General features: G+C 66.0%; 15 protein-coding genes. 7 read left to right on the forward strand and 8 right to left on the reverse strand.

Going from position 1 to position 19,400, the window contains the following annotated elements:
* Window positions 1-7: 7 nt before the first annotated feature.
* The 5 genes from larA to EV649_RS06650 form a co-directional block, all read right to left on the reverse strand.
* Window positions 8-1,288: a nickel-dependent lactate racemase gene (gene larA / locus EV649_RS06630; protein ID WP_130381501.1), complete on the reverse strand. Its 1,281-nt coding sequence runs from the start codon at window positions 1,286-1,288 to the stop codon at window positions 8-10.
* A complete protein-coding gene (locus tag EV649_RS06635) occupies window positions 1,288-3,201 on the reverse strand; it encodes a beta-L-arabinofuranosidase domain-containing protein (RefSeq protein WP_198682335.1) in 1,914 nt (637 codons plus the stop codon). Before EV649_RS06635 ends, larA begins: the two co-directional genes overlap by 1 nt.
* 172 nt (window positions 3,202-3,373) lie before the next feature.
* Complete coding sequence (locus tag EV649_RS06640; protein WP_198682336.1) at window positions 3,374-4,432, reverse strand: oligopeptide/dipeptide ABC transporter ATP-binding protein; 1,059 nt, start codon at window positions 4,430-4,432, stop codon at window positions 3,374-3,376.
* Window positions 4,425-5,444, reverse strand: a complete 1,020-nt coding sequence (locus EV649_RS06645; RefSeq protein WP_130381504.1) for an ABC transporter ATP-binding protein — start codon at window positions 5,442-5,444, stop codon at window positions 4,425-4,427. The genes EV649_RS06640 and EV649_RS06645 overlap by 8 nt, the downstream gene beginning before the upstream one ends.
* 10 nt (window positions 5,445-5,454) lie before the next feature.
* Window positions 5,455-6,492, reverse strand: coding sequence for a LacI family DNA-binding transcriptional regulator (locus tag EV649_RS06650; RefSeq protein ID WP_130381505.1), 1,038 nt, complete (start codon window positions 6,490-6,492; stop codon window positions 5,455-5,457).
* 322 nt (window positions 6,493-6,814) lie between these two features.
* On the opposite strand from EV649_RS06650, the gene EV649_RS06655 reads away from it, so the two are divergent.
* The 7 genes from EV649_RS06655 to EV649_RS06685 are packed head-to-tail and all read left to right on the forward strand — an operon-like array spanning window position 6,815 to window position 16,638.
* Window positions 6,815-8,788 (forward strand): ABC transporter substrate-binding protein, encoded by a 1,974-nt coding sequence (locus EV649_RS06655; RefSeq protein ID WP_130381506.1) that lies wholly within the window; start codon window positions 6,815-6,817, stop codon window positions 8,786-8,788.
* Window positions 8,789-8,818: 30 nt separating this feature from the next.
* Window positions 8,819-9,802, forward strand: coding sequence for an ABC transporter permease (locus tag EV649_RS06660; protein ID WP_130381507.1), 984 nt, complete (start codon window positions 8,819-8,821; stop codon window positions 9,800-9,802).
* Between the two features lie 10 nt (window positions 9,803-9,812).
* Complete coding sequence (locus EV649_RS06665) at window positions 9,813-10,991, forward strand: ABC transporter permease (protein WP_130381508.1); 1,179 nt, start codon at window positions 9,813-9,815, stop codon at window positions 10,989-10,991.
* Between the two features lie 24 nt (window positions 10,992-11,015).
* Window positions 11,016-12,449, forward strand: a complete 1,434-nt coding sequence (locus EV649_RS06670) for a glycoside hydrolase family 32 protein (protein ID WP_130381509.1) — start codon at window positions 11,016-11,018, stop codon at window positions 12,447-12,449.
* Window positions 12,446-13,927, forward strand: a complete 1,482-nt coding sequence (locus EV649_RS06675; RefSeq protein WP_130381510.1) for a glycoside hydrolase family 32 protein — start codon at window positions 12,446-12,448, stop codon at window positions 13,925-13,927. The genes EV649_RS06670 and EV649_RS06675 overlap by 4 nt, the downstream gene beginning before the upstream one ends.
* A 15-nt stretch (window positions 13,928-13,942) precedes the next feature.
* Window positions 13,943-15,031, forward strand: a complete 1,089-nt coding sequence (locus EV649_RS06680; RefSeq protein ID WP_130381511.1) for a glycoside hydrolase family 172 protein — start codon at window positions 13,943-13,945, stop codon at window positions 15,029-15,031.
* 41 nt (window positions 15,032-15,072) lie between these two features.
* Window positions 15,073-16,638, forward strand: coding sequence for a glycoside hydrolase family 32 protein (locus tag EV649_RS06685; protein WP_130381513.1), 1,566 nt, complete (start codon window positions 15,073-15,075; stop codon window positions 16,636-16,638).
* A gap of 34 nt (window positions 16,639-16,672) precedes the next feature.
* On the opposite strand, the gene EV649_RS06690 is transcribed toward EV649_RS06685, so the two are convergent.
* The 3 genes from EV649_RS06690 to EV649_RS06700 all read right to left on the reverse strand — a co-directional run bounded on the left by EV649_RS06690 (window position 16,673) and on the right by EV649_RS06700 (window position 19,273).
* Window positions 16,673-17,620: an aldo/keto reductase gene (locus EV649_RS06690; RefSeq protein ID WP_198682337.1), complete on the reverse strand. Its 948-nt coding sequence runs from the start codon at window positions 17,618-17,620 to the stop codon at window positions 16,673-16,675.
* A 65-nt stretch (window positions 17,621-17,685) separates the two neighbouring features.
* Window positions 17,686-18,387: an SDR family NAD(P)-dependent oxidoreductase gene (locus EV649_RS06695; RefSeq protein ID WP_130381515.1), complete on the reverse strand. Its 702-nt coding sequence runs from the start codon at window positions 18,385-18,387 to the stop codon at window positions 17,686-17,688.
* Between the two features lies 1 nt (window position 18,388).
* On the reverse strand, window positions 18,389-19,273 hold the full coding sequence (locus EV649_RS06700; protein ID WP_130381517.1) for a helix-turn-helix transcriptional regulator: 885 nt from the start codon (window positions 19,271-19,273) through the stop codon (window positions 18,389-18,391).
* Between the last annotated feature and the right edge of the window lie 127 nt (window positions 19,274-19,400).

Below are 19,400 nucleotides of genomic sequence, written 5' to 3' on the forward strand. Positions count from 1 at the left end.
CGGGTGGCTAGTGCTCTCGTGCCAGGTACGGAATGGTTTGTGGTCCTTCCGGGAGGACGCACATCGTCGCGCCCGGGCCGGCGGCCGCGAGGGCCTCGGCGGCGGTTGCCGAGATGTCGTGCGTCTGCTCGAGCTGGACGGCGGCGAGGTCCGCGTCGCTCAGGAATCCGGTGTGCATGACGACTCGGTTCGCCGACTGGATCTTGGCCTGGATCTGTATCTGCCATTGATCGGGAACGGTGACCGACCGGGACGCGATCTCAGCCAGCAGCGCTTGTGGTGAGCCGGCCGACTCGAGCGTCTTGCGGTACAGACCATGGTCCGGGAAGCCGTCACGGCACTCCGCCGCACAGATGATCGTTCCACCCGGCCGGACGACTTGATAGGCGGCCGACATGCCCTTGACGGATTGGTACAGGTTCTGGTCGAGCGGGAACCCGGAGTTCGTGGTCACGACGACGTCGAACCGTCTGTCGACGGGCCGCATCGCGATGTGGCGCGCGAAGGACGCCGCGGCCGCGTGCATCGGCAGCAGATCACCACCGAACGCCGCGACGATGTCCTTGTCCCGATTCAGTACGACGTCCAGCGCGAACGTCACTCCGGTCGCCTCGGAGATGGCTCGTACGTCGTCGTGAACCGGGTTGCCCTTCGTGACACCCCAGGTCGCCCTCGAGTCACCGATCCTCGACGCGTCGTGCAGGACGAGGACCGTCTCCAAGCCGGCGAGGCCGGGCGCCACCAGCTTCGGACCTCCGGAGAAGCCCGCGAAGAAGTGCGGCTCGACGAAACCGGTGGTGATCCTTACGTCCGCCTCGGTCCACTCCCGGTTCAGCCACACCGGTACGCCGTTGCCGTGCGTGCCGCGCCAGACCAGCTGTGACGAGTCCCGGCCGTCATGGTTCACGACCCGCACGGATTCGACGACATCGTCGCCGAACATGAGCCGGAGTTCGGCTTCCGTGTTTCCGCGATGGGTGCCGGTAGCAACCAGGACCACGATGTCACCTGGGGCCACGATTCCATCCAGCTCCTCGATGATGGCAGGGATCATCAACTGCCGCGGCTGTGGCCGGGTACCGTCGCAGGCGGAGATGGCGACCGATTGCCCTGGGCGAACCCGCTCACGCAGCGGCGGTCCTGCCACGGGCTCCCGCAGCGCCGCGCGAAGGGCCTTCATCTGGTCGGCAGCCGCGACACTGTGCACGGGTTCGACAATCGTCGTCGCTTCCGGGTCTACTGCCAGTCGCAACCCGCTGTCGCCGTACGCCAGTCGAACGTCGGTCATCAAGGCATCTCCCGATCAGTGGCTCTTTGGGCGTGCAGGGGGAAGTAGACGGTGTACGGTTCGTCGCGGATTTCGGCGAGGGGAACGAATCGGATGCCTGTGGGCTGACCGATGGTTCGGTAGGTTCCCGTCCGCCACCAACTGTGGTGTCGTTCCTGGTCGGGTGTGAGGAAACTCGCCGGCTCGTCCGGTTCGCCGTACAGGATGGACTCTTGGCTCGTCAGACCGGCAAGGACCACTGGGCCGTCGAGCACCGCGACCGTATCGGGTCGATCCGCCAGCGGCACTGTGCTCAACCCTGACGACACGGTCAGCCGAAGACGCTGGTTGCTCCAGACCTCTGAGGCGACAATCCAGCCGTCGTCCACAGCCACCGGCACCGACTTGCCCTCGATCTCGAGCATCGGTGCCCCGAGTACCCACGATGGAACCCGAAGCCTGATCTCGAACCTCGACGGCCGATCGCAGTCAACGTCGACAACGTAGACGCGGTGGTTCGGCCGCCGTGGCGGTAGCGGCCGTGACAGCAGTTCCTGGATTCCGGCGGCACCGTGGAGGGTCTGTCGTTGCCCGAGGACGACCCCTTCCTCGGGGTCGGCTGCGATGGTGAGCTGCACACTTCCGCCGAACAGATCGGGCCACGTCGTGACCGAGTTCAGGTACTGGCTGATCGAGATCCCGGTGCCGTCGACGTACAGCGCGGCCTCGTCGATCGAGGCGTGTGCCTGGAGCAACGTTCCGTGGCAGCACCAGAAGTCCTCGGCCGGCCGGCCCCACTGCTTGCGGCTTCCGGCTGCCAAGGGCAGGAAGTACGCCGGCATTCCGGTATCGGGGTGCTGCTGCGCCCAGATGCCGTTGAGCAGGTTGCGCTCCCAGTAGTCGGCGTACCGGTGATCGCCGGTCCAACGGAACAAGACGGCGGCGAGTCGCATCAGGTTGTAGACAAGGCAATGCTCCTGCACCGCATGGAGACGCGCGGACTGTTCACCGGGCGGCTGCCAGACCTCACCGCAGCTGCTGCCGCTCGTGCAGTAGGTTCCACGCGTCTCCACCGCGGCGTCCCAGAAGGCTTCGACGATGTCGCGCCAGCGCTGCACGCCAGTGACCTCCCACGCCCGCGCGGCGCCCAAGATCTCTGCGATCTGGGTGTTCGCATGCTTGTTGGTCAGCACATCGACGCCGGCGAGCAGCGGCTCGAAGAACCGCGGACGGTCGTACCGGTCGACGAGATCGGCGGCGCGCTGGTCGCCGGTGAACGCGAGGAGGTCCGCCCAGACCTCGAGCATCCCACCCGTCTCCTGGTCGAGTACGTCGTCCAGCTGCTCTCGCGACAGCTTCCCGCTCCAGTCGTGGAACCATCCGGCGAAGGCCGACACCACGCTGAGGGCCTCTTCGCTGCCGGCGATCCGGTACTGATCGAGCAATCCCATCAGCGTTTTGTGGACGACGTACTGCGGTGCCCACACCGGCTTGCCCGCGACCAGCCGTTCGAAGTACGCCGGTGGGATGGACGCAGCCCATCGGCCGCCGTTGGCGCGCTGGCACGCAGCGAGCTCGGCGACGATCGAGGATGCTCGCGCGGCCACCTCAGGGTCCTGGTGGCCGATCCGAGCCGCTGCCGACAGCCAATGTCCGAGGATGTGGCCACGCAGCTCGCAGGTGATCGACTCCCATCCCCAGTGCCAGTCCTCCGGCCCGTCGGTGGCTGCCGCGCCAATCGTCGTACCCCACGACCCGGAGTAGCTCCACATGCCGGCCTCCGCACGGTACGGCCGCAGCAGGTTGTCGGCGCTGAGACTCCGTAGGTAGCGCGTGTTCAGCAGCCATCGATCCTTGGCCGGTCCGTCCGTCAGCTTCGTCTGCCCGCCCGACCCAACGACCGTCCGCAGCCTGTCGGCAACAGGATCCGGCACTGTCTTGCTCCTCGTCAGTGATGGGATGTGGCCGTCCACCCACTCAGGGTGGTGGGCGCCGCGAGAATCGGCGATAGATGGGATCTTTCTCCCACTTCGATGCCTGTTTCAGTATGGACCATCCCCGCAATGAGCGCTACGACCCGAGCAATCATGGGATAAATACCCTCGGTCAGACTGGCACCTTCGTGGCGGTGGGGTCGGTGTCGATCCATCCGCTGGTCAGGGTCAGTTCGTCGGCGCGGTGGCATGCCACGTGGTGGGCCGGTGCTATCTCACGCCATACGGGTGCTTCGACTCGGCACCGGTCGATCGCGTAGGCGCAGCGGGGGTGGAAGTAGCAGCCGCTCGGTGGTGCGGACGGGCTGGCGACCTCTCCACGCAGCACGATCCGTTCGCGGTGCCGGCTCGGTTCGGGAATTGGCGCCGCGGACAGCAGTGCCTCTGTGTATGGGTGCCTTGGCCGGCTGAACAGCTCATCGGTCGGTGCTTGTTCGACGAGCTGGCCGACGTACATGACCGCCACCCGTTGAGCGATGTGTTCGACGACGGCCAAGTCGTGGGCGATGAACAGATAGGAGATACCCAGCCGGGACTGTAGGTCCTTCAGCAGGTTGAGGATCTGCGCCTGGATCGAGACGTCGAGCGCGGAGACGGCCTCGTCGCACACGATCAGCCGCGGATTGCAGACCAAGGAGCGGGCGATGCCGATCCGTTGCCGTTGGCCACCACTGAACGCGTGCGGGTAGCGGTGCAGGTGCCGAGCACTCAGTCCGACGAGCTCCAGAGTCTCCAGGACTCGACGGCGGGCCTCGGCGCCTCGTGCCAGATGGTTGTAGAGCAGTGGCTCGAGCACGATGTCCTGGACGGTCATCCGGGGATCGAGCGAGGAATAGGGGTCCTGGAAGATCATGTGGAACGTTCGTCTCGCCGCCCTGAGCTGTTCGCCGTGGGCCGCGGTCAAGTCCAGCCAGGTGTCGTCGTCGCCGCGAAGCCTGACCTGGCCGCTGGTCGGCTCGATCGCGCGGACGATCATCCTGCCCAGCGTCGTCTTTCCGGAGCCGGACTCCCCTACCAAAGCCAGCGTCTCGCCTTTGTCGACGTGCAGGCTCACCCGGTCCACTGCGCGAACCACCGTGGACTGCCGGCGCCACAGACCTTTGCGGACCGGGAAGAACTTGGTGAGCTCGTCGACCGCGAGCACTCTGGGGTCAACGGATCCCTCAGACATCGGCCCACTCATCCTTCGGCTCCTGTTGCTCGTCGTAGAGGAAGCATCTGACGAAGTGGCCTTCCTCCACCTCGGTCATTGCGGGAACGGCGCCGTCGCAGATTCCTTCGAGCGCGCTGGGACAGCGCGAAACGAAGCCACATTGCGGTGGCAGTCCGATCGGGGTGGGGACCGAGCCTTCGATGACGTCCAGCTTGTCGACGCGTTTCCCGGGGCGCGGGATCGACCTGAGAAGTTTCTGGGTGTAGGGGTGGAGCGGCTTCCCGAACAGTTGCTCCGTACTCGCGCTCTCCACCACTCGGCCCAGGTACATGACGTAGACGCGGTCGACGTACTCCGCCACGACGCCGAGGTTGTGGGTGATGTAGATCGCCGACATCTCCTCCTGCTCCTGGAGGGACTTCATCAGCTCCAGGATCTGCGCCTGGATGGTGACGTCGAGCGCGGTCGTCGGTTCGTCGGCGACGACGATCCGGGGTCTGCAGCCGAGCGCCATCGCGATCATGGCGCGCTGCCGCATGCCGCCGGACAACTGGTGAGGGTATTCGTCGTAGCGCTGTTCGGGACTGGAGATCCCTACCCTGGCGAGCAGTTCGAGGACCCGTTCGCGGATCTCGGAAGGCTTGAGGTCGGTGTGCAGCGAGATCATCTCACCGATCTGGGAGCCGATCGTGTGGACCGGGGAGAAGCTTGTCATCGGCTCCTGGAAGATCATCGAGATCTCGTTGCCGCGGATCGAGCGCAGTTCGGCGGAGTCCGGCTCATGGGCGAAGACATCGGTCACTGTGCCGTCCTTGCGGGTCAGGACCGCGCTGCCCTGGACGATCTCTCCCGGTGGCACGACGAGGCGCAGCAGCGAGTGAGCCATGGTGCTCTTGCCGCAGCCGGACTCGCCGATCACGCCGACGATCTCGCGTTCGCCGACGGTCAGGCTGACGCCGTCGACCGCCTTGACCACACCTTCGTCGGAGAAGAAGTACGTCTTGAGATCGTGGAGCTCGAGTAGGTTCATGGCGTTCCCGTCAGTTGGGTGGCGGTCCCACGGAGTCGCGGATCACGGCCGGGCACTCGATCTCGTGGACGGTGCCGGCCGACCCGTTCGAAGGCGCATCTTCGAGGAGGTACCTGGCCGCGGTGTAGCCCAGCTCGTAGTGGGGCAGCTGGATCGTCGTCATCGGCGGGCTGGCGTACGCCGCCAGTTCGAGCTGGTTGTCGTAGCCGACGACCGAGACGTCACGCGGGATCGACAAACCCAGCTCCATGACCGCGTAGTACGCGCCGACGGCCATCCGGTCACTGCTACAGAACAGTGCGGTGGGCGGATCCTCCCCGGTCAGGAGCTCCCGGGCGTGCAGGTGGCCGCTGTCGGAGTGATAGTTGCCGTTGCGGACGAGTCTCGGCTCGTAGCTGACGCCGTTGTCGCGCAGGGCCTGCCGGTAGCCCTTCAGTCGTTCCTTGGCCGCGTAGGTCGTGCTGAGGCCGTTGATGAAGCCGATCCGGCGGTGGCCGGCGTCGAGCAGAATCTGTGTGGCGGTGCGGCCGCCTTCCTTCTCTGCCGGTATCACCGAGATGTAACTGGTCCCCGGGGCATAGCAGTTCAGCAGGACCGCACGAGTCCTTTCGAGGCTGCGCGGAGGCGAGACCTCACGGGTGTACATCGCACCGAAGATGATGCCGTCGACCTGGCGCCCGAGCACCATTTCGATGGACGCCTCCTCCATCGCGGGGTCTCCCCCGGTGTTGAGCACCGTGAGGAGGTGGTTGCGCTTCCACGAGTAGTCCTGGGCACCACGGATCGTGTCGCCGGCGAACGGCGCCGTGGCGATTTCGTCGGTGATGAAACCCAGCGTCTCGGACTTCTGCGTGCGCAGGCCGCGGGCGGCATGGTTCGGGCGATAGCCGAGCGACCTCACCGCTGCCGCAACCCGATCCCGGGTCGGCTCCGAGATGCTTTTCGCCCGCGGGTCGTCGTTGATCACCAGCGACACCGTGGTCGGCGAGACGCCGGCCAGCTTCGCCACCTGAGCCATCGTCGGCCGCGAGGACTTCTCTGACGCCATGCACTCCTCCACTCGATTTAGTAAAAGGATTGAGTGGAGTGTCGGCCCTGTCAAGCCTTCATGGCCGAGATCTGCCAGCTGTACAACGGAAAGATGCCCACCTATTGACGGCCTCTGGCACCCGTTGTATCAATTTACTAAATCGTAACACCTAGCTCATCCGCACGACCGCTGCGGAGACGCCACCACCCGCTGCCACCGATCGGCGGGCGCCCCGGACGCGTGCACGTCACCGCGCCGCCGGGGCGGGGCCGTGGCCGCCCCGCGCTTTCCCCTGACAGCCGCCGCAGCAGGCGCTGATCATCAAGGAGTTGGATCGCAGATGAACCGAAAGATCAGGCGTCTTGTCGCGCCGGGTGTCGTCGTCGCCCTCGCGGTGGGCTTTGTCGTTGTCCGGCAGACGACGGGAGACGACAAACCGGTGGAGGTCAAGGCAGCCAACGAAGGCCCACGCTCGGCGCGCGGGTTCATCGAGCCGCCGGCGCTGGCGGAGAAGGTGGCCGCAGGCAAGCTTCCGCCGATCGACCAGCGGTTGCCGGAGCAACCGTTCGTGGTCGGTCCGGGCACGCTGATCCAGAACGAGTACATGGACTGGCAGGACGGCAAGTACGGCGGCACCTTCAAGGGAGCTGCGACCTTCCCGAGCGGGTGGCTCAACATCGCCGGCGGCGCCACCATCCTCCGTTCCCCCAGCCAGTCGACGGAGGTCAGCGCGCCGAACATCGTGAGCGCGTTCTCCCACAGCGACGACTACAAGACGTTCAAGTTCACCATCCGCAAGGGGCTGCGCTGGTCCGACGGGATTCCGTTGACCACCGAGGATGTGCGGTTCCCCTTCGAGGACATGTACCAGGACAAGTTCGTGCAGACGCCCTGGCCGACCGAGCTTTACACCCAGGGCAACGCCAACCTCGGTCCCGCCAAACTGAAGATCGTCGACCAGTACAACTTCGAGCTGGGCTTCTCCCGTCCCTACGGATCGTTTATCGCCGATCTGAACTCGTGGATCCCCTACTACAACGATCTGTTCAAACCGGCTCACTACCTCAAGCAGTTCCATCAGAAGTACGCCAAGCCGGCATCGCTGGCCGGCCTGGTGAAGTCGACCCGGCGCGCGAACTGGGTGCAACTGCTGACCTACAAGGACGTCCTCCACTGGGACGTCGGTGACCCGCGGGCGCTGGGGATGCCGACGCTGAACGCGTGGGTGCTGACCAAGTCGACCGAGAACCGCAGCGTGTACGACCGCAACCCGTACTTCTGGCATGTCGACAAGTCCGGGCACCAGCTGCCGTACGTCGACCAGGTCGTCATCGACAGGGTCGTCGACACCGACGCGCTCACCAACGCCGTCCTGGGCGGCCAGGTGTCGGTGGCCTCGGGTGGCGAGGTGAGCCTGAACAAGATGCCGGTCTACAAGCAGAATGCCGAGCGATCGAAGTTCAGGGTCTTCACCACCAAGTCGTTCAACAACCCGCTGGTCGTCTATCTGAACCAGGACTACCAGTACCAGGACCCGGGCAATACCTGGCAGAAACTGATGGCGGATCCAGCGCACCGCTTCGGCAAGGCGATCGAGGCCGCGATCGACCCCGAGGGGATCAGCAAGTCGGTGTACTTCGGGCTCTACAGCAAGCCCGGGCCGGAGTGGCAGGGCCACGATCCCGGGCTGGCCAAGCAACTGCTCGACGAGGTCGGCATGAACCGCACCGACAGCAAGGGGTTCCGGCTCGGCCCCGATGGCAAGCCTTTCGTATTCCGGCTCACCCATTCGGCCGGATCCCCGGACTTCGACCCGGTCGCAGAACTTCTGAAGGAACAACTGGGGCAGGTCGGAATCAACGTCCAGATCGAGCGGATCGAAGGAACCTTGTTCGACCAGCGCAAGGCCGCCAACCAGATCATGGCGTCGATGGCCTGGAACGACGGCCCGGCGTGGGCTTCGGGAATGTCCGAGGACTTCCTTCCGGCCAGCAAGGGGCCCTGGTCGCCGGCGACGTGGACCTACTTCACCTCCAACGGCAAGGAGGGCCGCAAGCCGCCGGCCCACCTGCAGAAGTTCTACGAGCTGTACACCGCCCGGAAGGCGTTCCCGCCCGAGTCGCCCGACGGCAAGAAGGCGTATGAGGACCTGATGACGTGGTTCCGGCAGAACTACGTCTTCATCCCCACGGCCGGTGTGCGAGTCACGCCGAACATCGTCGACGCCCGGTTGCGGAACGTGCAGAAGGAAGGCTCGCCGTACGAGCTCGACACCTACATCAACGCCGAGGCGATGTGGTTCGCCGATGAGTGAGCCACCAATGGCCGGTAGGGAGGCAGTCTGATGGCTCGGTTCGTGCTCCGCAGGCTTCTGCTCCTGATCCCGTTCCTGTTTCTGATCTCGGTCGTCTCGTTCGCGGTGATCCAGCTGCCCCCGGGCAACTTCGTGGACACCTATGTGCACAACCTGGAACTCCAGGGCGGCTCGGTCAACGCGGGACAGCGCGCCTCGGTCGAAGCCCAGTACGGTTTGGACAAGCCCGTCTACGTCCAGTACGGCCTCTGGGTCGGACACATCGCGCACGGCGACTTCGGCAACTCGTTCCTCTACGACCGTCCAGTGGTGGACATCCTGAAGGAGCGAGTCCCGCGCACCGTCGGCATTGCCCTGGCCGCGATGTTGCTGACCTGGCTCATCGCGGTCCCCATAGGCATCTACTCCGCGCTACGCCAGTACTCGATCTGGGACCACCTGTTCACGTTCATCAGCTTTGTCGGTCTGGCGGTCCCCGGATTCCTCCTCGCGCTGGTGCTGATGTACGTGGTGTACGAGAAGACCGGCTGGCTGGTGACCGGCATGTTCTCGCCCGAGTACCGGGCGGCGCCGTGGTCGGTGGCGAAGTTCGTCGACATGATGAAGAACCTCTGGCTGCCGCTGATGGTCCTGGCGGTGACCAGCGCGGCGGGAGTGGTCCGCGTGCTGCGCGCGTCGCTGCTGGACGAGATCAAGAAGCAGTACGTGACCACGGCACGCTCGAAAGGCATGCCGGAGTGGAAGCTGGTCATGCGCTACCCGGTCCGGATCGCCATCAACCCCCTGATCAGCACGATCGGGTGGATGTTGCCGGCGCTGGTGGGCGGCGAGGTGGTGGTCTCGAAGGTCCTCAACATCCCGACCACCGGCCCGGTGCTGCTCGAGTCCATCCTCTCCCAGGACATGTATCTGATCGGTGCACTGGTGATGATCCTCAGCGCTCTGACTGTGGTCGGGACCCTGGCCTCCGATGTTCTGCTCGCCGTTCTCGATCCCCGCATCCGGTACGAGTAAGGAGGACGCGATGACCGACACCGCCACTCACTACGTCAACCACCGCGGCGCTGAACTGCTCAAACACCACCGGTCGGCTCGCGGCCGGCGCCAGCGGCAGATCGAAGAGCGCCTACGTGACGCCTCACAGTCGAGACTGGTGCTGGCCAGATTCACCAAGCACCGCCTCGCCACCGCGAGCCTCATCCTGCTCATCGCGATGTACGCCGTCGCGTTGTGCGCGGATTTCGTCGCGCCGTACGACAAGCTGCAACGTTTCGGTGATGCGCAGTACACCGCACCCACCCGGGTGCACCTGATGGACCAGCAGGGCAAGTGGCACATGCCCTTCATCTACGAGACCCGCAACCAGCTGGACCCTGCGACGTTCCAGTACAAGCAGATGGTGCCGGACGACGCGAAACGATATTCGATCAAACTGTTCGTGAAGACGCCGCCGTACAAGCTCGCCGGCGTCATTCCGCTGGAACACCGGCTCTTCGGCACCGAAGGGCGCCCGATGTTCCTGCTGGGCAGCGATCACCTCGGCCGGGATCTGTTCTCCCGGTTGATCCACGCCTCCAGAGTGTCGCTGCTGGTCGGACTAGGGGGTGTGTTCCTCAGCTTCGTCCTGGGCGTCGTCCTCGGCGGCATCTCCGGCTACTTCGGTGGCTGGGTCGACTCCGTGATCCAGCGGCTGATCGACTTCATCATCAGCATCCCGCTGATCCCCCTGTGGATGGCGTTGTCGGCGGCGATTCCCCAGGGCTGGTCAGGTATCCAGACCTACTTCGCGATCACCTTGATCCTGTCCCTGGTCGGCTGGACCGGGCTGGCGCGAGTGGTCCGAGGCAAGGTGATGTCGCTGCGGGAGGAGGACTACGTCACCGCGGCCAGGATCTCCTCGGCCGGCCACCTGGCCATCATCCGAAGACACCTGCTGCCCGGCGTGACCAGCTTCCTGGTCGTCCACGTCACCCTCGCGATCCCAGGCATGATCCTCGGCGAAACGACGCTGAGCTTCCTGGGGCTCGGCATCGCCGCGCCCGACGTCAGCTGGGGAACGCTGCTGCAGCAAGCCCAGGACGTCACCGTGGTGGCCAACTACCCCTGGCTGCTGGCACCGGCCGCCTTCTTGGTGTTCGCCGTCGTGTTGTTCAACTTCGTCGGGGACGGGCTGCGCGATGCCGCCGACCCGTATTCCCACTGATCCCCTCGACAGTTTGGAAACCTCGTGCAGATCTTCTACAAGCCCGTCCCGGGCGTCGTCGGCGATTGCATCCCCTTCTACGCCGACGGCCGCTACCACGTGTTCTACCTTCGGGACTACCGCGACAAGGACTCGTACGGCATCGGCAGCCCCTGGCACCACGTCTCGACAGACGACTTCGTCACCTTCACCGACCACGGCGAAGCCCTGTCGAAGGAAACCATCGACGACCAGGACCTCACCGTCGCCACCGGGTCGGTCGTCACCGATGACGACGGGCTGCACCACATCTTCTACACCGGGATCAACCCGTACTTCCGCGACGAAGCTCACCGCGAGCAGGCCATCCTGCACGCCACCAGCAAGGACCTGATCAGCTGGACCAAGGTCGCCGGCGAGGTCTCCTACGCTGACGAGTCGCTCTACGAGCGCCACGACTGGCGCGATCCGTTCGTCTACAAGGATCCCGACACCGGCCGGTACAACATGCTGGTCGCTGCGCGCACAGCGAACGGTCCGGCTTCGCGCCGCGGCTGTACGGCGCTGCTGACCAGCGACGACCTGTCGAACTGGACCGTCGAGAAGCCGTTCTACGCGCCCGGCCGCTATCACGGTCACGAGTGCCCCGACCTGTTCCGGATGGGCGACTGGTACTACCTGGTGTTCTCCGAATACACCACGCGCACCGCCACCCGGTACGCAATGAGCCGCTCGCCGCATGGCCCGTGGCTCACCCCGGCCGACAACTTGTTCGACAACCGCGCGTTCTACGCCGCGAAGTCCGCCGGCGACGAGGACGGGCGCAGGTACCTGTTCGGCTGGAATCCCAGCAAGGTCGGCGACTCCGACGACGGTGACTGGCAGTGGGGCGGCAGCCTCACCGTTCACGAGGTCGTGCAGAACGACGACGGAACCCTGGGTGTACGGATGCCGCAGACCCTGACCGCCGCCTTCGGACAGCCGAGCCGGCCGGAACTTCAGCTGAACGGATCGGGCTGGGTCGCCACACCAGACGGGTACCACGCAGACTCCCCCTCTGCCTATTCGGAGGCGTACGGCGAGGAGATGCCGTCGAGCTGCCTCATCGAAGGAGAACTCACCTTCAACACGAACGCCGGCGAAGCGGGTGTCCTACTGCGAGTAGACGCAGCTGGCGACACCGGATACTTCCTGCGCTTCAAGCCCGACCGGCAGGCGGTCCAGTTCGGCAAGATCGGCGGCTACCGCGACTGGTACGTCGACCACATGCCCGAACTCGACCGGCCACTCGACATCCAGCCAGGTGTCCCGATCCGGTACCGGATCGTCGTCGACGGCACTGCCCTGGTTGCCTACATCAACGATCAGGTCGCGCTCAGCGGGCGCCTCTACACCCGACGACCCGGACGGGTCGGGCTGTACGCGGACGGGGCCAGCGTCACCGCCGCTGCACCGAGCCTGCGGCGAGGAGTGCGATGACGCACGAGACCACGCTGCCGACCGCCGGCGACCTCGGCGAACTGGCCTGGCAGGACCCTCATCGGCCCCGGTTCCACTTCGTCTCCCCCGGCGGCTGGTTGAACGACCCCAACGGACTCACCCAGTGGGGCGACACCTATCACGTCTTCTACCAGTACAACCCCGACGCCGCGCGGCACGAGCAGATCCACTGGGGCCACGCCGTGAGCACAGACCTCGTGCATTGGCACGACGAGCCCATCGCCCTCACCCCCGAGGACGGACCGGACGCGGACGGTTGCTGGTCGGGCGTACTCGTGAACGACGGCGGCGTCCCCACCCTGGTCTACTCAGGTCGTCGCGACGGGTACGAGCGCGCCTGCCTGGCAACCGGCGACCCAACCCTGCGCACCTGGCGCAAGGAGCCCGGCAACCCGGTGATCCCCGAACCGCCCAGCGACCTCGACCTGGTCGCCTACCGCGACCACTGCGTCTGGCACGAGGACGGCCAGTGGCACCAACTCATGGGCGCCGGCATCACCGGGCGTGGAGGGGCCGCATTGCACTACACCTCCCCCGACCTGCGCCGGTGGCGATACGAAGGCCCGCTGCACTCAGCTGAGGTCGACGTACCGGGCTCGCTGTGGACCGGCACCATGTGGGAATGCGTCGATCTCTTCGCGCTCGGTGAGCGGCACATCCTGCTCTTCTCCGTCTGGGACAACGGAACGACGCACTATCCGGCGTACTACGTCGGCGACTACGCCGACGGCAAGTTCGTTGCCACGTCCCTGCACCAGCTCGACTACGGTCTGAGGCACTTCTACGCTCCGCAGACGATGACCGACTCCACGGAGCGGCGGGTCGCATTCGGCTGGATCCAGGAAGGCCGAACCGACGGTGCGACCCAGCGGGCCGGTTGGTCCGGCGCCATGTCGCTGCCGAGACAGCTGACGATCGGAAGCGACGGCCAGGTCGTCCAGGCCCCCGTCACAGAGGTCGCGGCGCTGCGCCGTAACCACGTGACCGTGCAGCCGCAGACACTCGAGCCCGGACCAGCCATCGGGCTTACGGGCATCGCAGGCGACCAGCTGGACATCGAAGCGCAGCTTGTCATTCCCGACGGCGCTTGCGCCGAAATCGCGCTTCGCTGCTCACCAGACGGCTCCGAACGCACGGTCATCTCCCTGGACCGAACAACCGGCGAACTACGGCTCGACCGATCGAACAGCAGCCAGGACCCCGACGTCGACAGGGCACCGCTAGCCGGCGCACTACCGATTCCGGTCGACGGGCGAGTGGAACTGCGGGTCGTCATCGACCACTCCGTGCTGGAGATCTTCGCCAACGGCCGAGCTCTCACCGCGCGGATCTATCCCACCCGGCCGGACGCCACCGGCATATCCCTGCGCGTGTCGGGAGGCTCTGTCCTCCTCGAGCAACTCGACGCCTGGACCATGGCCGACATCTGGACCGGCCCACGCCCACTGCGGCCCTGACAAGGAGACAACGACTTGTACGAGTTCGCACCACTCATCCGGCCGGGCGTGGTCAGCCGCTCCATCACCGCCGAGAACCCGACCGGAGCCAAGGGAGCCGGCGGCCGAGCAGCCTCCCAGCTCGGCGCCGGGCGAAAGGGCAGACCGTGCCTGACCCTGCCGGCGGGCGAAACAACCGAACTCGCCCAGATCGAGGGCAGCGGCCGCATCACCCATCTGTGGTTCACCCTGCCCAACCACACCGAGGCGGTCGGCTTCGTCCTCCGCGACCTCGTCCTACGGGCCTACTGGGACGGTGAAGACACGCCCTCGGTCGAGGTCCCCATCGGCGACTTCTTCTGCTGCGGCGCAGGAACCCGGGCGCTCGTCACCTCCGCACCGATCACCGTCGCGCCGACCGGCGGCATGAACTGCTACTTCCCCATGCCGTTCGGCACCTCCGCACGGATCACGATCACCAACGAACACCCAGTAGAAGTCGGCGGATTCTTCTTCCAGATCGACTACCAACTCGGCGAACCCCTGCCGGCCGACACCGGCCGGTTTCATGCCCAATGGCGCCGGCAAAACCCCACCCGGCCAGGCATCGACTACACCATTGTCGATGGTATCCGCGGCCGCGGCGCGTACGTCGGCACCTTCCTCAGCGTCACCGCCCTCGAGCGCTACTGGTGGGGCGAGGGCGAGGTGAAGTTCTACCTCGACGGCGACGACGAATACCCCACGATCTGCGGAACCGGCACCGAGGACTACGCCGGCGGTGCCTGGGCCTTCCAGGACCAGCTGAGCTCCGGCGTCGAGCCCAACGTCCTCACCTTCAGCGCGCCTTTCTCCGGCTACCCGCACTACGCCACCCGCGACACCTCGAAACAAGCGGTGTACGCCACGGCCATGGCGCCCGTGCACGGCATGTACCGATGGCACCTGCCGGACCCGATCCACTTCGAGCAAGACCTACGGGTCACCGTGCAGCAGATCGGCCAGGTGGGACCAGATCTCTTCGAGCGGAGCGACGACATCTCCTCCGTCGCCTACTGGTACCAGGTCGAGCCACATGAGCCATTTCCCCCATTCCCAGGTAGAAGCCAGCGGAAGCCGCGCTGACAGAAGCCCGACCAGCACAAGCAACCAGGAAAGGCGATCCGATGACCAATCCCCAGCACATCTCCCGCCGCGGCGTCGTGGGCGGCCTCGCACTCGGAGGCGCAGCCGCAGCGTTCTTCAGCGCTCCGGCCGACGCCGCGCCAGGACCGAGCGGTGCCGCACCTGGAGCACCACGCGCGTCAACGACCTACCGCCCGGCATTCCACTTCTCTGTCCCCGACAACTGGAAGAACGACCCCCAGCGGCCCATCTACCTCAACGGCGAATACCTGTACTACTACCTCTACAACGCCGACTACATCAACGGCGGCGCGGGCACGGCCTGGCGGCGTACGACGACGCGCGACCACGTGCAGTTCCGTGACCACGGCATCGCGATTCCCAAGAACAGCAACGGGAACGGCGACTGCTGGTCGGGCAGCCTGGTCGTCGACGAGCACGGCACCGCCGGGTACGGGAACGGCGCTGTCATCGCGCTCGTCACCCAGGCGCCGAAGGGCGTGCAAGCGCAGTACCTGTGGCATTCCTCCGACGGCGGCCGCACCTTCCAGCCCGGACCGACCGAGCCGGTGCTGCCGAATCCAGGCGTTCCCGACTTCCGCGACCCGAAGATCATCTGGGACGCCGACCGCTCGCGGTGGATCCTCGCCAACGCCGAGGGGCAGCGTGTCGGCTTCTATTCCTCGCCCGACCTGCATGCGTGGCAACGTGTCGGCGAGTTCGTACGCACCGACATCGGAGTGCTGGAATGCCCCGATCTCTTCACAATGACCGCGGACGACGGCACGACCCACTGGGTGCTCGGCGTCAGCGCGAACGGCAAGTCTCGTGGCCTACCGGCGACGTACGCGTACTGGACCGGGATGTTCAACGGCGCGACGTTCGTACCTGACGCCGACGAGCCCCGGTGGCTCGACCACGGATTCGACTTCTACGGCGCCGTCACCTACCCACACCACGACACGAACGGGAACGAGGACCCCACGCTGCGGCACGCCATCGGCTGGGCCAACTTCTGGGACTACCCCCACAACACCCCCTCACTGGTCACCGACGGCTACAACGGCGACGACATGATCACGCGCGACGTCCGGCTGCTGCGGACCGGCGCGGGCTATGCGCTCGCCTCGTCCCCGACGGCAGCGCTGCGGAACTACGTCACCCGTACGCATCAGATCGGCGACGTACAGCTGTCCGGCGTGCGCGACCTGGACCTGCGTGCGACGGCGTACGAACTTTCGTGCGAACTGGTCTGGAGCCCCGCGGCGTCACCGTCCAACATCGGATTCGAACTCCGCCGCGGACCGCAGGGCGGCCGGCACGTGGCAGTCGGCGCCTTCCTCAACGGACCGTTCGCCTACGTCAACCGGCGCCCCACCGTCAACCCGACAGGTGGCGAGACACAGACGCCGATCAACCCCTCGACCGGGCGACTCGCGATCCGCGTGCTCGTCGACCGCTCGAGCGTCGAGTACTTCATCGACGAGGGTCGCGACGTGCACTCGCATCGTGTCTTCCCACTACCGGGCGACGACCGCATCCGGCTGTTCGTCAACGACGGCGAGGCAACCTTCCGCGCCCTCACAATCCGCGAACTGAAAGTCTGAACGCTGGAAGATGCTCGTCCGGCGGTACGACGTATCAGCTGAGCCAGAGGTCGGTCGTTGGCGTGAGCGACGTGAGTTCGGACCAGATGTGCTCGGGTAGGTCGGCTGCGGCGAACGCGAGTGTCTCGTCGATGCGGGCCGGGTCGGAGACGCCGACGACGGTGGAGGCGATTCGGGGGTCCCGGAGTGAGAACTGCAGGGCGGCGGCCTGCAGCGGTACGTCGTGGCGGGAGCAGACCTCCTGCATGCCGCGGACCGCTTGCAGGACCGCATCCGATGCTTGCCGGTAGGCGTACTTGGGCTGAGCTTCCGGGCCTTTGGCAAGGATTCCACCGCCGTACGGCGCTGCGTTGACGAACGCGATGCCGCGCCGGCAGGCGTCCTCGATCAGCGCGTCCGCGCTGCGGTCGAGCAGGGTGTAGTGGTTGTGGTTCAACGCCACCTCGAAGACACCGGTCCGCAGGAATTGCGCCAGCATGTCCAGGTCACCCATCGCGACACCGATATGCCCGAGGACGCCCTGCTCGCGAAGATCGGCGAGTGCTGCCACCGGGCCGTCGTCGGCCATGGCTTGCTCGAACGTCAGGTGGGCCTCAGGATCGTGCAGGTACATCAGTTCCACGTGATCGACACCGAGTCTGGAGAGGCTTTCCTCGACGGAGCGCCGTACTCGCTCGCCGTCGAACTCGCCGGTCGCAGCATCCGCATCGACTTTTGTCGCGAGAACGAACCCTGCGGGCACACCGCCGCGCCGGCGCAGGACCTCGCCGATCAGCGTTTCTGCCCTTCCCGCCCCGTAGTTGTTCGAGGTGTCCAGGAAGTTGACAGGTCCGTCCAGAGCCTTGTCGATCGTGGCGGTGGCGACCTCGACGGCGACCTCGTAGCCGTACAACCCAGGCATGTTGGACAGTGGGCTCGTGCCGACGCAGACCGGCGTCACCTGCAAGCCGGTACTCCCCAAAGGCCGCACTGTCATCCCCATCAGATCGCTCCTCGCTCTTCGGCGGTGAGTAACACTACGACCGGTTCGAGTCCCAACATCCCGCATCAGGCGAGTGGAACACCTGTGTGGCTTTCCAAGGCCTTGATGAGCTGAGCCTGGAAGTCTTCGTCTTCGCATGCTGGGTGTGATGTCTGCGTCTGCCGGTGGTGCCAGTAGCCGCCGCTGCTCGGGGTCACGTCGTCGTGGGTGCCGAGCCACACCTGGGTCTCGTGTCCGGCGGTCAGGTCGTCCGGTGCGCCGGCGCCGCCCATCCGGGTCGGAACCCAACCGGGATCGACCGCGTGGCTAGAGGTTCCCGACCAGCGCGATGCGAGCGCCAGCGCGAGGGTGGTGACCCACAGTTTGCTGTCGGAGTACGTACCGCCGGCCGACAACCGCCGCAGGTCGGTAGAGCCGCCACGATGCATGGAACTGCTGAGGTAGATCAGCCTGCCGGGCTTGTCCATCCACGCTGTCAGCAGGTACGGCGCGACCACGTTGACCGTGATCACGTCGGGAGAGCCCATGACTCCGGCATTGTGGATGACGGCGTCGAAGCGGCCGAAGCCGGAGGTTTGCCGAGCAACGTGATGGATCTCGTCCACCCGGGCGAGATCGCCGATCACCACGCCCTTCCACCGGTCCGGATCCCTGAGGCGGGACTCGTTGCGGACGTGAACGACCACGTCATGCCCGTCGTCGGCCAACGCCTGCGCCGTGTTGTACCCGAGTCCGCTGGCTGCCCCGGTCACCATGACGAGTGCCATATCAGAGGGCCTGCGTTTCGGAGGCGTCTTCGTGGGAGGCGGCCCAGGAGGCCAGCAATTGCAGGCCTTCCTCGGACGGTGAGCCAGGTTCGGCGGTGTAGACGGTGAGGGTGAGGCCGGACTCCGACGTCATGGCCAGGGCTTCCCAGCTCAACGTGAGCTCGCCGACGACCGGGTGATGGAAGCGTTTGGTGCCGGTCCCATGACGGGTGACGTTGTGAGCGCCCCAACGCGTCCGGAAGTCGTCACAGCGCGTCGAGAGTTCCCCGACCAGGTCGTGGAGGTCCTTGTCGTGCGGGTTGCGACCGGCCTCGGTACGCAGCAGGTCCACAGTCATGTCGGCGACGTGGTCCCAGTCGGGGTAGAAGCGGCGGGCCGCGGGGTCGAGGAACTGGAAGCGGGCCATGTTCGGCGGCTTCGTGCCGCTCGTTGTGTAGAGGTCGGCGTAGAAGGCGCGGGCCAGCGCGTTGGCGGCGAGGACGTCCAAGCGGCCGTTGGCGACCCACGCCGGCCCGGCGGTGATGGCGTCCAGGGTCCACTGCAAGCTCGAGTGCGGGGTCCACTGGCTGCTGGAGCGCACTCGGGGCCGGGCGAGCGTGTCGGAGCCTTCGGCGGCCTGGGCCAGATGGAGCAGGTGGGCACGCTCGGCCTCGTCGAGCTGAAGCGCCCGCGCAACCGCCTCCAGCACGGCGGGTGAGACGCCGGAAAGGTTGCCGCGCTCAAGCTTGGCGTAGTACTCGACGCTGACATCAGCCAGCGTGGCGACCTCGCTACGTCGCAGTCCAGGCACCCTGCGCCTGCTGCCCGCGGGCACCCCTGCCTGCTCCGGGCTGAGCCTGGCTCGCCGCGAGACCAAGAACTCGCGGACCTCGTCACGGTTGTCCACACCACGACAGTACGTCGACCGCCGCCCCAAAGGGATGCACTGCCAGTACACCCTTCACCAGTAACTCGATACCCACCCCGAGAGCCGGTTACCTGGACGTACCACGGCCGATGACCTCATCACAGCA

The sequence above is a fragment of the Kribbella sp. VKM Ac-2569 genome, assembly GCF_004216905.1.
Taxonomy (GTDB): Bacteria; Actinomycetota; Actinomycetes; order Propionibacteriales; family Kribbellaceae; genus Kribbella.

What these genes read in the sequence shown, in the direction of transcription:
- larA (WP_130381501.1), bottom strand. Translation starts at nt 1,288, where the DNA reads ATGACCGACGTTCGACTGGCGTACGGCGACAGCGGGTTGCGACTGGCA.
- EV649_RS06640 (WP_198682336.1), bottom strand. Translation starts at nt 4,432, where the DNA reads ATGTCTGAGGGATCCGTTGACCCCAGAGTGCTCGCGGTCGACGAGCTC.
- EV649_RS06645 (WP_130381504.1), bottom strand. Translation starts at nt 5,444, where the DNA reads ATGAACCTACTCGAGCTCCACGATCTCAAGACGTACTTCTTCTCCGAC.
- EV649_RS06650 (WP_130381505.1), bottom strand. Translation starts at nt 6,492, where the DNA reads ATGGCGTCAGAGAAGTCCTCGCGGCCGACGATGGCTCAGGTGGCGAAG.
- EV649_RS06655 (WP_130381506.1), top strand. Translation starts at nt 6,815, where the DNA reads ATGAACCGAAAGATCAGGCGTCTTGTCGCGCCGGGTGTCGTCGTCGCC.
- EV649_RS06660 (WP_130381507.1), top strand. Translation starts at nt 8,819, where the DNA reads ATGGCTCGGTTCGTGCTCCGCAGGCTTCTGCTCCTGATCCCGTTCCTG.
- EV649_RS06665 (WP_130381508.1), top strand. Translation starts at nt 9,813, where the DNA reads ATGACCGACACCGCCACTCACTACGTCAACCACCGCGGCGCTGAACTG.
- EV649_RS06675 (WP_130381510.1), top strand. Translation starts at nt 12,446, where the DNA reads ATGACGCACGAGACCACGCTGCCGACCGCCGGCGACCTCGGCGAACTG.
- EV649_RS06685 (WP_130381513.1), top strand. Translation starts at nt 15,073, where the DNA reads ATGACCAATCCCCAGCACATCTCCCGCCGCGGCGTCGTGGGCGGCCTC.
- EV649_RS06690 (WP_198682337.1), bottom strand. Translation starts at nt 17,620, where the DNA reads ATGGGGATGACAGTGCGGCCTTTGGGGAGTACCGGCTTGCAGGTGACG.
- EV649_RS06695 (WP_130381515.1), bottom strand. Translation starts at nt 18,387, where the DNA reads ATGGCACTCGTCATGGTGACCGGGGCAGCCAGCGGACTCGGGTACAAC.